This window comes from Arthrobacter sp. PAMC 25486, from assembly GCF_000785535.1.
Taxonomy (GTDB): domain Bacteria; phylum Actinomycetota; class Actinomycetes; order Actinomycetales; family Micrococcaceae; genus Specibacter.
Map to the genome: position 1 here is coordinate 3,507,194 of NZ_CP007595.1, position 14,344 is coordinate 3,521,537.

Consider the following 14,344-nt stretch of genomic DNA (forward strand, 5'->3'; position numbering starts at 1 on the left):
CGCAGAATCGTTGGATTCCGATCTTGAACTTGGCAATGGCGTCGCCGGGCCACACCTGGCGCCACCTCCGAGTCATCTGGCCCCGGCAGAACGAGTCGAAGCACTGACCCAAGGGCTCGTCGATCTCCTGGACCAGGCGGTCGATGAGCCATGGCGATGGCAAATACTCCTCGACAACTCAGCTACTCTATGGCGCTACTCTGGCGGCAACGCCGCCATGCTCATGGCTCAGATGCAGGAACGCGGCAAGGAACCGCCCACCTTGGTAGCCGGCTACAAGGAGTGGCAACGGCACGGTCGTTATGTACTCAAGGGCGAACACGCACTTTGGGTCATCGCACCGCTAACCGCCAGGGCCGATGCAGAAGAAGACGTTCAGGCGGCGAAGCCGCAAACCCCCAGCACGCCAGGTGGCCTTGCGGATCGTAGCAGAACTCGCATCATTGGCTGGCGGGGCCAAGCTGTCTTCGACGTGTCCCAGACTGAGGGTGAGCCACTGCTGGTTCCACGCGGCAACGCGGACCTTGTGGAGGAGCCGAGCGTCGACCACGAGGAATTGTGGACATCGTTAATCGGGATCGCAGGAAGCCGCGGATTCGCCGTGGAATTATCTGACAGCCAACATTCTTTGGCCAGCGGCTACACGAACTTCACTTCGCACCAGATAAGTATCGGGGAATGGATTGACGGGGATGACAGGCTCGCTGTGCTCGCTCACGAACTCGGCCATGTCATGCTTCACGGTCCTGACGATGTTATTGGGCAGCTCTACGGCAGTAGTGCCGAGCACCGTGGACTGGCAGAGGTCGAAGCGGAATCGGTTGCTTATGTCGTGATGAAGGCCCATGGCATCGACCGTGGGCCTCAATCGTCCAGCTACTTGGCTGGATGGGCCGACGCTGTCATCGCGGCGGAGGCAGACTCAATTGTCTCGCCAACCGCAGGATGCAAGTTGCTGTCCCGGACCGACATCGCCAAATCAGTCTTGGCACGGGTGACATCGGCGTCCAAATGCATCCTGGAGAATTCGGCCCATCCTTTGCATGGAGGACGGTTGCCAATTTCCTCCCTAAAATTCCATGTCAGTGACGTAAGCGTGAGTTCACCGCAGGTGCGGTTGGTCCGGCGAACTGCCGTGAACAAGCCCACTTTGCAATGAGAAGCACGTAGCCAGATATTAATGCCTGTACTCCCAGCCCAGCAAAACCATTCGGGGCTCACACGGCGCCGTAGATAGCGAACCAACTCGACGTGACTCACACGGCGACCGGCGCACTCAGCTGGCCGGCGGGTGTATCGGAACTTTGTCGGACCGGCGTGATTCAATGATCTTGGTCCGCAGGTGTGGGCAAGGGATCTCGATGAGGATATGACGCGACATGGTGGAATTGGGTACAGGGCTTCAGGGGAACTATTGGTTTGTTGGCGCATACTTCAACGACAGGGATCCCAAAGATCAGACTGATCGTTTCATTGCAGACGGGATCTGGGAAAACGGGTTTGAGGACCAGCTCCTGGACACCGTCAAGTCCATGCAGCCCGGAGACAAGATTGCAATCAAGTCCGCCTACGTCCGCAAACACGGTCTGCCTTTTGATAGCCAAGACAACATGGTCTCGACAATGGGCATCAAGGCCGTAGGAACCATCACCGGCAACCGCGGGGATGGACGCTACATTGACGTTGATTGGCAGCCGTTCGATGCTCCTCATGAGTGGTACTTCTACACCGCCAGGTCCACCGTATGGAAGGTGACGCCAAAGGACTGGAAAAGCGAAGGTCTTATCCGTTTCGCGTTCCACGACGAATCACAGGACCTGGATCGGTTCAGAAATGACCCCGCATGGTCGGCCAGATTTGGTGACCCTGACGTGGGGATGAAGTATGACTTTGCGTGGACCACGTTTTATGAAGAGCTGGCCACTGAACTCTTGAAGTTCAAGGACAACCGTGCCGCACTTCTCTCTATGCTGGGCGAGCTCCAGCAGAAGCACACCGTGTTGGGGTACCTGATGGACAGAGATGCCAACGGTGTCTCACAGCCGCTGACCGATATCTGCCCATTTACGGTTCTTGCAACCTTCAACCGCGGGATCACCTCGCTAAAGCGCACCGCTCTGGCCGCCGATTGGGGCAAGGCACTGGGAGTTTCAACACCGGCGCCGGTTAGTTTCGACGGCCTTCCGCTGGTCAACAATATGAATTCCTGGTTTTTCCTGTTTTCCGACGACCAAGGCAGTAACGACATTGACACGCTCTGGAAGGTCTTCGAGGCTGCGCTGAGGCTTGCCAGTACTCCAGACGAGCATGAACGCACCCAATTTGTGGAAGCGTACGACGCCGCGCGGGTGCTGCCACAGGTCAGGACGAAGCTCAGCATGGGATTATTCTGGAGCCGCCCCTGGAATTTCCTTCCCTTGGACGGGCAATCTCGCAGGTATTTGAAGTCTGAGCTGATGCTGGATGGGAACCTTCAGACCGCTGACGGCACTCAGTATCTGGCAACGATTGACCTGCTGTCGGCCAAGTTCGACGATGCCGAGTACGCGGTACATTCATTCCCGGAGCTGTCATGGACAGCGTTCCTCACACCCGGTGTAGCCGCGGCTGAGTCGCAAATGGATGACGTGGACGAAGACAGTGTGGAACAGACTTCGGCAGTCCCTTTGACCGCCTACACCGTTGAGAACATTGTGGCGGACGGATGCTTTCTTTCACCGGACGACCTGAGGGAGATGCTTGAGCGCTGGCGCACCAAGAAGAACTTGATCCTGCAGGGTCCTCCTGGAACTGGCAAGACATGGCTGGCCCGCCGGCTCGCCCAGGCCCTCATTGGCACCAAGGATTTGCGCACTGCAATCCGGGCTGTTCAGTTCCACCCAAACGCCTCCTATGAAGATTTTGTCCGCGGCTGGCGTCCTGGCCCGGATGGGCAGCTTGCGCTCATCGATGGGCCTTTCCTTGAAATGGTTGAAAGGGCCAATGCTGCTCCTGAGATTCCGCATGTGCTTCTCATCGAGGAAATCAATCGGGGAAATCCTGTTCAAATTTTTGGTGAGCTCCTGACTCTGATTGAAGCCGGGAAGCGGTCCCCACGGGAGGCACTACATCTTGCATACCCTCGTTCATCGGATGAAACCGTCCATGTCCCCTCCAACTTGTACATCATCGGCACGATGAATCTCGCCGACCGGTCACTGGCAATCATGGACCTGGCATTCCGCAGGCGGTTCGGTTTCGTTTCCTTGGAACCGGCTGTCAATGACCGCTGGGCTGAGTGGGTGCACTCCAATTTCAAGGTCTCGAAGTCCGACCTGAAGGACATTCAGCTTCGGTTCGCTTCTCTCAACAAGACTATCGCGGACGACCCGAACTTGGGGAGCCAGTTCATGCTCGGACACAGCTTCATCACACCGACATCAGAGATTGATTCATTTCGGTCGTGGTTCGAGGCCGTGGTAACCACGGAGATCGGCCCAACGCTTGATGAATACTGGTTCGACAATCCTGAGAAGGTTCGGTCCTTGTGTCGCGATCTGCTCAATTGACGCCAGAGGAAAAAGTATCGACGCCCACGGTGGTCATCTCGGGGAAGACTGAGATTCCCATTGCCAATCTGTGGATGTTGATGCTTTACGCGTCCAAGTTCTATGAGCCCGGCACAGAGTCCATTGATGGGGCCGAGAAGTATCCGGAGCTTCTGCCCGATTTGCTGGCAGAAATCCTGGTGGCAAGTGTCGGTGAGCGAATCCGAAAGCCGCTGACCCCCATCTTCTCCATGGCGTCTCGGGATCTGCGCCGCGTCCGGGGAAGGATCGACGCCCTTCGAACTGAGTCTCACCAATTGCTTCGGCAGGGGCAGATCGCATGCCGCTTTGATGAGTTAACCAATGATTCACCGCGCAACAGGATGGTCTTGGCGGCACTCAACGCACTGGCCCCGCTGGTAGGTTCGAAGTCACTGGCATCAGAATGCCGCAACCAGTCTCGCGCTTTGGAACGGATGGGCGTCTCGTCCCATTATTCTGCGAGGGAGGCCAGGGCCCTTCATATCCGGCTGACACGCAATGACACCCATGATTGGCGCATGATTCACGCAGCTCAACTGGCCTTGGCGATGGATCTCCCCATGGATAGCGCGGCGCCCCAGGGGATCACGAGGAAGTCCCTCGATATCCACGAGTTCCGGAGATTGTTCGAGGCAGCCGTTGGTGGGCTCTACGCCGCCACGCTGGTCTGTGGTGGCTGGCGCGTACTCCGCGGTCGCCAGCTTGAATGGAACGCCGAATTCGGCACGAACGGTGCGTCCGCTTTAATGCCACAGATGAAGACCGACATCATTCTTGAGAATGCCACGGACAACCGCCGCATTGTCATTGACACGAAGTTCACCTCGATCCTCGCCCACGGCAAGTACGGAAAGGATACGTTCAAGAGCAGCCATCTCTACCAGTTGTACACCTACGTTCGGACGCAGGAAAAGGAGTCAGACCCGCTGTCTGTGTCATCCGAGGGGATGCTCATCTACCCCGCCACCGGACAAACGATCCGGGAAACCATTCAGCTATCCGGCCACAAGATGACGGTCGCGACCATTGACCTAACACTTCCAGCGGCTCAAATACGCCGACAGCTGTTGGATGTCATCTTGGCGTAGCAAGGGCCGGCACTAGCGATCGCAGTTGAGCTCGGTGCGGTCTCTTCATTCTTAATCAGGAAGACCTCATTTACCCCTGTGAGGGAGCTATGGCACGGCAATCAGATTCTGCAATCCGGTACGTCGGTGGCCAGGGCTGGCCGACGTGAACTTGCACTGGGTCGGGGGTAATGAGAATGACCGAGCCAGGCCAGTACGTTCCCCCTCTGCCCTCGATCCAAGCGGACTGCGTGTATCCGAACTGGTCCCAATTGATGGTGACCCAGGCACCAGTGGGCTGGACTTCTTGGACACTGAGGACCGTGACTTCGGTGGTTGTACCGCCGGCGAGGCGAGCATCCCTAAACTGCTGCCACAGGCGCTGTGCGTTTGCATCCCAGGCCCGAGCACGTCGTACTTTGAATACCCATCGCAGGGCCAGCACTGCCACGATCACGACAAATAGCGTAGCGATTGTTGTGAGCCACGCTGGCGCCGGCCAGTTCGCGAGGGTTGCCGGAACCAAATAGAGCGTGCACAGGCCAACTAGGACGCTCCAAATGATGAGCGGCGCTGTGGCAACTGATGGTCTGATCATTGGGTTCATGACCTCACGACTTCCTTTCGACTTCCAGCTTAGAGCGTGGGTCCGACATGGATAAGGGGTTGGCGCACAATTGGTGCAGGCAGTGCAGCCACACCCTGTTCCAATGAATTGGATGGGTCTTCCATCAACGACTGAATAAGCCGCTGGAGGGAAGCTCGCTGCTCGGACTGCTCCCACTCATAGCTGGCTGGAACTGGACCAAGCGGATCTGTAGAAGTGGTGATTTCCCAGCAGTCACGGAAGATTGCGACCTCTCTGACAGCGGTGGCCCAACGGTCGGTCCTGACAGTGTGCCCGAGGATTGTTTCCAACTCATTGACCCACGGAGCTCCTACGCTCAGTGCCTCCCTGGTTACGCGGTCGCGACGATTGATCGTGCGGGTGCGTACCTGGCTGATCATGTCCGCAAGGTCTGCATGCTCGGTGAAGAGCCTCTCATCAAGTACGTCTGGAGAAGCCTCCAAGGGGCCGTTGCTGACCGCCTGCCGAAGTCGTGCTTGAACGACTGCCATGTGGTCTTGGGCGTCGCCAGGATGCCTCAGGGCACCTTCCAGAACTCGCTGAGCAGCGGAAGGGTTGCTGGCTATTGCACGTCGCCAGGTGGCAACCCCAGCGCCCCAAGACGGCGACTCCTGAAGGTGAGTCACGACGTCGGGCATCACCTTTGAGATGGCCGAGGTCAGGTTCTCAGCGGCGGCCAGTTGTGCAAGGTAGTCGTACTCGGCGGCAAGTCGTTGCAAGGTGTCACCCTTGGCGATTTCCGCCGCTCGAACCTCGTGGGCGGTACGTTCGGCTCCTTCAGCGGCCAGGACTTCGCCGAGAATCTGTCGCCAACTGGCGGTTGGTCCGCCCGCTTGCGGTTCGTCCAGGGCCGGGTTGGATTCGCACACGTAGGCAGTATTGCTGTTGCGGCCGCGTGTCATGCCGACGTAGAACAGCTCGCGGGTGAGGCAGCCTTGTGTCAGGACGATGTGGCTGGTGTCCACGGTGATGCCCTGGGAACGGTGGGCGGTGGTTGCGTAGCCGAGTTCTGCGGAGGTGCCGAGATACACGTGGCTGAGGCTGATGGTGGCGCCGGTGTCCACGCGGCGGGCGGTGATGGTCCCGTCCCTGTGCGGCCGCTTGCTGATGCGCAGGAGGGTGCCGTTGCGGAGGTATTCACCGTTGCTATCGATCAACCTTCGGTTGTTCTTGCGGGCGATGATGGTGTCGCCGCGGCCCGCGGTCAAAGCGTCGGCGAGGATGACGGTGTATTCGGCATCGACGAAGCCCGATTCAACGAGCTCGGCGTGGGCTCGCTCATTCAGGGTGGTGACGGTTTCGTTGTCCGGGGCTATGAGGATGGATGATTTGCCGGAACGAAGGTCGGCGGACCATCTGCGGTAGGCATTCTCAACCATGTCCGTGTAGTCACCGTGCTGAATGCGCTCTTGTGTGGTGTACAGGTCGACGACGTCGATGATGCCTTCGCGCAGTTGGAGCGACGCCGGGCCTTCCCAACTGTGGGAGAAGCGGTGAATGGTGGTTAGTTCCACGGCCTTGCCGTCTCGGTGCATCCAGCCGAGCATTCCGCCGGCGTCAATTGCGTCGAGCTGGGCGGGATCGCCCACCAGCAGGAGTTTGGCACCTGCGTCTCGGACCTGGTGGACCAGACCGGCGAGTTGGATGGTGGAGATCATGGACGCTTCGTCGATGATGACGAGCTGGTCCTTCCTGAACTGCCAAAGAGACTGCTGGAGGGACAAGGCTGCCAGTTGCGCTGCAGCGGCTGTGTGGCTGGTTCTTGGTATTGATTCCAATGTGTGGAACCGGTCGGCACGGTTGCTTGCTCCTTGTCCTACGCTTTCATAGAGCCACTTGGCGACGTTCTCTGCAGTGATGCCAAGTTCCTTTGCCAGAACTTCTGCGCTGGCTGCAGCGGGGGCCAGTCCGACGACGCTGCCCTCACCATGGGCGTATTCCCACACGGCCTTGATGGCAGCCATGGTGGTCGTTTTTCCGGCTCCGGCGGGGCCAACAATGGCGTCGAGCCTGTCGCCGCTGGCCAGCACGCTCTCCGCCGCGGCGAGCTGGTCTGGGGCGAGCCCGTAGCCGGCACGGTGGCGGTAGCTGACGAGTTGATCGATTGCTACGGCAGCGTGGACAGTGGGCCCGCCGGTGTCGTGCCTTGCGTCCAAGACGAACTGCTCATTGGCCAAGGTGCTGGCATCGGTGTAAAGACGGGCACCGGGGAAATCGAAGACTGTGTGGCCGGCGTATTCCAGATCGTCGGCAGCATTCACTGGGAGTCTGTATCGAGTGTCGTTGAGCGACACAGATTGGGATGCAGCCGCTACGGTGACCGAGTCGATGAGTCGGCGGCGATCCTCGGGGGTTTGGCAGCGGATGCCGGCGCAGATGCGTTCGGCCTCGGCAAGGAGGTTCCAGCGGTTCCAGGTCGCTCTGCGCTGGGCAACTCCATCCCTGACCATGGTGGCAACCGCATCATTCCATTTCAAGGAGATGTCTGAAGATCTGACGGGGCGCTGCCTGGATCGTTGGATCGTATTCTCGATGACTGTCCTAGGGTTCTGGCCCGTGGCGATGGCACGCTGTTGCCAACCGGCACGCAGTTCCATCAGCGGTCTCGGGGATTCGTCTTTGGGCTGTCGGGTCGACAGCGTGGCAATCTGGCGGAGCTTTGTGACGGTTGTGGCACTGGGCTTTCTGCGGTGCTCGCTTGTCGAGAGCTGGACAAGCCTGTCCGTTTCAGCGTTGATGAGCCTGCTCCGGTTGGAAAATTCCCGGATGAGCTCTTCGGTGATTCCGGTCAATTCGAGACCTGAGTTGCGCCCCACGTCTATGTTGGGCCGGAAGTCTGCCTCCGTTCCGAGGAGCCGTTGGAGTTCGTCCAATAGCAGCCCGTTGTAGTGTTCGCTTGCGGCAACGACGGCCTTATAGAGCGTTCGGGAGTCGACGGTCGTCCACGCACCGTCACTACGGCGTTGAACCCGGTTGGCGACGACCAGATGCGTGTGAAGTTGCGGGTCGCCGGCGCGGGATTCCCAGTGGTCGAATGCTGCAGCAACGGCACCTTTTGTGCCAACATGGGCAACCCCGTTCCGTCCTGTCCGTGTATGGAGGACCTGATCCTCGAGCCAGGCAAGCACGGATTCCACGGCGCGGTGGTGGGCTGCAAGGACTTGTTGCTGGATGTCTTTGTCAGCCAGAGCCCATAGGACAGAAACTGATTTGGGTACGCTGAATGTGAGGTCAAATCCGGCCACAGCATGGCGCTGTTGTTCTTCACCATTCCGGTGGGCAACGGTTGTTTGGCCGTGAGGTCGGCCAAGGACGGTCTGAGTGTCAGGATGCTGACCGAGTGAGAATACGGCTTTGGCGTCTGGTTTGGTGACTGGTTGAAGTAGCTTCCGGTCGATGCCGTTGAGGCCCCGGCCGAGCCACTGGCCTTGGGGTGTCCCAGCCTTGACGTAGTAACTGGTGGAGTCTCCCAGTGGTTTGATGAGGTCATCCTGCATGGTGGTCTTGAGCAGGTATTTAAGCCCGGCGGTGGCCGTCAGCCGGGACAATGAGACAGTCATTGTTCGGGTACCAGAGTGCTGGTCCGCCAGCCACGGCGCTGAAAGATCTCCTTCGTCGCCTTGTCGAGCGGGAGGCCCAGCCGCGAGCAAAGCTCAAACAGCCGACCAGCGATCTGCGTGAACTCCTGGAAGTCAGCACGCTGGCTGTGGATGAGCCGGGCGTTCTCAAGCTGCAGCTCAGTAATTTGAGCTTTCAGTTCTGGGACTTCACAGGCGATGTCGACATTGATTGACGCAAGGTCCCGCAGACGTGTGCGTAGAACCTCGGTCTCCCGCTCATTCCTGTTGGCCTGAAATGCGAGTCGGTCCCGAGCCTTCCGTTCTGCTGCATCCAGTTGCATCTGGAACTTGACCGTCGTTGCTTCTAAGGTGGTGCGGTTCTCGATGACTGCAGATTCAAGCTGCGCTCGCAGTGTCTGGGTGGCGTCGGAGTGGTGCCGGGTTCGCCACTCTCGATCTCGGTGCCGGCGTGAGCAAGTGGGTGAACAGTATTTCTGAGTTGCTCGTCGTGGTTCAAAGGCGGTTCCGCACAGCCTGCAAATTGTGGTTTCCATGCCAGTTCATGGGGCAAAAGGGGATCAACGACGTGCTTGGCCGTCGTGCCGAAAACCGACGGCCAAGTCCTTGGATGCAAGACGTGTGAAGGATTTTTTGGTTGCGGCGGCATGGTGGGGTGGAGTGATTGGTTTTGGCGGTATCTGGCCGCGGTGGTGGATGCCGGAAATATTGGTGGCATGGTGGTGGTGTAGGGGTGTGTCGCCTGAAGTTTTCATGCAGCACTGCTTTCCCTGTTTGGGTGATTATTGGATTGTGAGCCGGAGTCGTTCGATTTTGGTGGGCTTGAATCCTGACAAGTGGTGGTGGTCGATGATGACGACGATGGGACCTTGGGGATAGCCGAGGTCTTGGACGTATTCGCTGGCGGCCGCATGCATCGAGGCTGCCGTGGTGAGCAGCTGCCTCAGTAGCTTTTCGGAGCTGTCGAATCGGTCCAATTGCGGGGTATCGTCCGTGGCGCCAAATAGTGTGGCTGCCATGGGTTCGTTGATACCGGGCAATGCGGCCAGGATCTGGTCCCTGAGCCCGCCGTGCTGCAGTCCGGCCAGGACCTCTGCCAACAACTGGTCATGGGTGGGTTCGGTGGAGTGGTCAACAAGCTCCATCCTGAGCCAGTATGCCGCGTGCAGACTCTGGGCAGGGCGGATATGTGCTGCAGGGCTGCTTCTACAGCGTCGTGGACGATGCCGAAGTAGTGAGCGACGCGTTCAGCGTAGGCGATGAAGTCCGTGGGGCCGAGGGCTGTTCTTTGCCCCCGTACCTGATGGCGTCGGCCGGGCTGCTGAATCTGATCGGTTCTATTGTCTTGCTCCTCTGTGTGGACCGTGGCCGAGTGTTCACGACCGCTTGTCCTGTTGGTGCCTCATGGCAAGAAGAGTCACCGCAGGTTGGTAGGGACCGGAGAGCACGCAGCGCTCTGGTTGCGTGGAGGTCCCACCCAGCGGTGATGGGGTCAAGAAGGCACAACGTGGTTTGGTGTGTGTTCGTAGAGGTCCGTCGATCGGAACGCCATACTGGGTTGATCGATGGGTGCGGAGCGGGTGTTCCAACAGCTCAGAGGTGTCTTTGTTGTATACATATTCATGGTGCTGCCGGGGAATAACTACGTGACCGCCCGCCCGGAGCCCTGGAGCTAGTCGGTAGTGGCAGTTCTTGGGTGAAATACGTGCGAAGTTGAAGACCCCTCGATTGCGGGTGTGGTGGGTTTGAAGCGAGCACAGCTGAACCTACGGAGTGAGATGCCGTAGGAGACCCCATCGGACAGCGAGCTTGCCAGTACTGAGACCTTTCATACTGGTGTTGTCCGCGTGAAATAGTCGGATCAGTTCATCTCTTGGTGGTCAACATTGGGCTTGCAACACTACAGTGCCGGTGATGTAGGTGGTTGCCTCGTGCGCGAGCTCTGTACCTGAATCGGGGCCAGAAAGGCTCCGAATTCATCGATGTGTTCCGCAAACGTACGCAACTAGTTTGTACCGAGTGCGGCCTGCCTCTTCGAACTGCAGACTTCACCGGAGGACAGCTCTGAGCATTTTGGACAGGAACCAGTCAACGCCCACGAGCTGGAGCATGCTTATTTGATTCGAACTGTGCCGTCCACTGAAGTGGCAATCTGCCATCTGGTGCCGGAATGAACACTGACCCGGCAGATGCAGGCTCCAGCGACAAATCCCCCAGATGAAGCTCTGCCCCGCTCTCGGGCCTTCTTTGAAACCCTCGCTGTTCCGCAGGATATGTCGGGTATTCCAATGCACAGTAAATTATTCCCCAGTCAACTCCGAGGGCCAGATTCACGACTGCGACGCTTAACAACCTGCTGTAGCACCTTGTCCAACGGTCAACTGCACTAAGCTGACAAGCGAACGCCAACCAGATACATTTTGACAACACCAGCGGGGGACCAATTGAGTGGACAACACACAGACCTGAAAAATTATCCTGAACTTCAGCAATGCCTGCTCGATATGAAGACTGATTTTTGGGCGGACCCGGAAGTAGCTGTCCGTAGCCAGTCGTTCATCAAGACATTTCACAGGTACATTGCGGAAGAACTTCGCAGTCGGCTTACAGCTGCAGCCTCCAAGAAACATGGAATCAAGGTTGTCGAAGAGGCAAAAATTTTTGGGTCGTTCAAATCCAAGGATGTCGACGTCGCAGTGATTCATCCGACCAACGGCCCCCTGATGCTGATTGGTGTGCGGAGCCAGATGAGCTCCGTGGGAAAAAATGTGTTGACCTACTACCAAGACATAGTTGGTGAGTGCATAAGTTTGCAAGAACGTTTCCCGATGACGACAATGGGTTACGCATATGTCCACCCGTTGGAAGTCACTCCGTGGCTAACTAAAAAGAACGTGTGGACCAAAGCTGAAACGCCCAACCATGCGCGATATGCCCGTATGTATGCATCTATAGGCGAGCGTGATGATCGGCTTTATAAGCACTTGACTGGCTCTTACGACCAATTCGCATATTCGGTGGTGGACTTCGAATCCGATCCCATTCGCTTAAGAGATGATCGAGTAAAACTAGCGGTCCCGGAGATGGACTTGTCGATCATAACGTTTGTCGACCGAATGATAGATACCTTTCTTCGGCGTAACATTTGGATGAGTGACATATTTGTGCAGCCCAATCTTCAAGTGGCTTCACTTGAGGCAGATGCTGATGACTCGGAACTCGATAGCTTTCTTGAAGACTAACTCTTGGCGTTGCGCCAATGAGCTAATTTTTCGACGCCCTCCCAGATTGAATCTTTGGCATCTTTTCCAATTACATTAGAGATGCTCTCGTCACCAAGTGCATAGGCGCCTAGCGGTTTTTTATCCAGAAGTGACAAGCTTAGACGATTCGGATCTATGGCTTTGGTTGCTGTTCTTGTCAGAACTTGAATCGAATCAGCTTCATTAGGTACAGCGACCATTACGCCACCACCGAGAGAATGAACCTGGAGTTCACTACTGAGCAACGTTAGAGCTGAGTACCAGGAAGCCGCAAACCCAACAGCATCCTCTCCCTCTCTTAGGTACCCGCAGAGGATGCTGTTGGATGCTGCCCAGCCTCCGTCGTTTATATACAGGCGTGGCGTTTCACTAAAAACTGTCAAGAGGACATCTGGAATCTTGACTCCAGGGACCCGGTACCATGGATTCCGAATCTTGCATTTGTAGCCTTCATTTACCTTGGACTCTTCGCCCTTGCTTACGTATGAGAGTTCTCCTGCGGTAAGTGGACCTGACGGGAGCCAAAGGAATTGATCATTGTCCAGTTCACTAGTTCTAAGCGACGCTCCGCTGAGTTGCCTAGTATTAACGGCCGAAGATCGGAGTGAGGTCTCAGGGATGTTATGGAGCTCAATTTCCCTGCGTGAAGGGTGAAAGAATTCTTTGTTTCCTGAGACGTATCCGATGTTGAATTTCAGTCGGGACTTGGCTGCGGTTGAGTATTTTATGAGTTCGTGATAAGCGTCGGCGGAATCTGGCGAAAGGAGTGCTTCCTGAAAAACCCGATCACCAGAAACAATGCGATCTAAGTCCAGAACTTTATCGTTAGATACATCCAGTGGATCGTATTCAGCGATCGATTCGTAAGCACTAAATTTTATTGAATTGGTGGAACGGCCTTTTTCATCTGCTAACAATATCAGAACGTTTTGCAATATTTCTGGAAAAATACGTTGCCGGAACCGCAGTATTCTGATATTTCCAAAATTCTCACCGAGAAATTTCCACAACGGCCTGGCGTATCGTACGTAGGTGAAGTCCAAGGGCAGCACGAAAGCTAGCCTGCCGCCCATCTTAAGTTCGGACGTTGACTTCGCGACGAATGGCATCCACACGCTCCCTGCCGGATCCATAGGTGCGCCCATGGCTTTCTCCGTAGCGCGCAATGCATTGGTGGCCTGGTTCTGATCAAGTGCCCTGATTCGGACGTAGGGGGGGTTGCCAACGACAGCGTTAACAGGAGGGTGCTTGGATGTAAGGAAGTCTCCGACGTGCAATTCTGAACTATCAATTAGGCCAGCTTCCACGGCCCCCTGTGCCGTAGCGGGATCAATTTCCGAGGCCCGGACATGCGGCACCGGCCAATTCTGTGTGTTCGCGTGCTGTTGGATGGCCCTAAGAAATGAGCCATCACCGAGGCTGGGCTCCAGAACCGTTTCGCTTGGGTCGCGGAGCGCCCATTCAACCATAAGATTCGTTGCGTCGGACGAGGTGAAATACGAGCCGAGTCGTCGTTTCTCAGTCAGCGTCATGGTCATGAGTGGCAATTTCTTTTCTGTCTTACGTGCCCGAATGGCTGCGTCCAATATCCGAATATCTTCTTCTCGATATACGTTTCCATGCATCGTTCCAATTGGTTGTGGCATCAGCGACGGGACTCCTTGCGAGGATGTTTTTGCCCGGGTAGCCCACACTCTAAATGTGCTGACATCCACACCAAGGAGTGCGGCGGCACGTCGGTTGTCGACGAGTCCCTCCATGGGCTCCAAACTACTTCGCTGGGTCATATGACAACTGTAACAGTTCATTTCATCGCTCTCGAGCACTTTGGGTGGTGAGACAAAACCCGTCAGAACTCCACCGGCGAACCAGAAAAGGTACCGCTGCTTTCTCAGAAGAAATCACCCACACCGACACGTGTTCCTCGCCGGTTGCCGCAAAGTCTCGTCACAGGAGCCGTGGTTGTTCTGCGGGCCTGTATTGGGAGCTCGCCGTTGACTAACGTGTCGAGGTTTGGGGCTGGCTAGGAACTTGCGTGGAGCATGGTTCTAAAACGGAGGCCTCAATGTCATGTCAAATTATTCGACTCTCGCCTACGAATTACGGATGGCTTCTATGGGTACTTTCCGTCCATGGTCTATGCCCAGGGTGCGAGGATGCTGGCGCTGGCTATTTGATCACTGAGTTGGGCGAGTCGATAGATGAGGTCCGCTTTAAGCGGGAGCTGGAAGCATTGGTC

Annotated in this window: 8 protein-coding genes; 4 read left to right on the forward strand and 4 right to left on the reverse strand. The window is 56.7% G+C overall.

Annotated elements, in window-relative coordinates:
- The first annotated feature begins 10 nt into the window (after positions 1-10).
- From art_RS15990 to art_RS16000, 3 genes are all read left to right on the forward strand, one after another.
- Positions 11-1,159: an ArdC-like ssDNA-binding domain-containing protein gene (locus tag art_RS15990; protein ID WP_162182066.1), complete on the forward strand. Its 1,149-nt coding sequence runs from the start codon at positions 11-13 to the stop codon at positions 1,157-1,159.
- Between the two features lie 220 nt (positions 1,160-1,379).
- Complete coding sequence (locus art_RS15995; protein ID WP_038466401.1) at positions 1,380-3,548, forward strand: McrB family protein; 2,169 nt, start codon at positions 1,380-1,382, stop codon at positions 3,546-3,548.
- The gene (locus art_RS16000) at positions 3,545-4,657 is read left to right on the forward strand and encodes a 5-methylcytosine-specific restriction endonuclease system specificity protein McrC (protein WP_162182067.1); all 1,113 of its coding nucleotides are present in this window, start codon (positions 3,545-3,547) and stop codon (positions 4,655-4,657) included. Before art_RS15995 ends, art_RS16000 begins: the two co-directional genes overlap by 4 nt.
- A gap of 615 nt (positions 4,658-5,272) precedes the next feature.
- Here the strand turns inward: art_RS16000 and mobF are convergent.
- The 3 genes from mobF to art_RS16020 form a co-directional block, all read right to left on the reverse strand.
- A complete protein-coding gene (gene mobF / locus art_RS16010; RefSeq protein WP_038466412.1) occupies positions 5,273-8,824 on the reverse strand; it encodes a MobF family relaxase in 3,552 nt (1,183 codons plus the stop codon).
- The gene (locus tag art_RS22330; protein WP_157875302.1) at positions 8,821-9,378 is read right to left on the reverse strand and encodes a hypothetical protein; all 558 of its coding nucleotides are present in this window, start codon (positions 9,376-9,378) and stop codon (positions 8,821-8,823) included. The genes mobF and art_RS22330 overlap by 4 nt, the downstream gene beginning before the upstream one ends.
- A 246-nt stretch (positions 9,379-9,624) precedes the next feature.
- Entirely contained in the window at positions 9,625-9,987 is a 363-nt protein-coding gene (locus art_RS16020; protein ID WP_038466417.1) for a hypothetical protein, read from the reverse strand.
- Between the two features lie 1,299 nt (positions 9,988-11,286).
- Between art_RS16020 and art_RS16025 the strand changes: the two genes are divergently transcribed.
- Positions 11,287-12,084 carry a hypothetical protein gene (locus art_RS16025; RefSeq protein ID WP_157875303.1) on the forward strand — a complete coding sequence of 266 codons (798 nt, stop codon included), beginning with the start codon at positions 11,287-11,289 and terminating at the stop codon, positions 12,082-12,084.
- Here art_RS16025 and art_RS22335 read toward each other — a convergent pair.
- Positions 12,081-13,865, reverse strand: a complete 1,785-nt coding sequence (locus tag art_RS22335) for an N-6 DNA methylase (protein ID WP_157875304.1) — start codon at positions 13,863-13,865, stop codon at positions 12,081-12,083. The genes art_RS16025 and art_RS22335 overlap by 4 nt on opposite strands.
- Between the last annotated feature and the right edge of the window lie 479 nt (positions 13,866-14,344).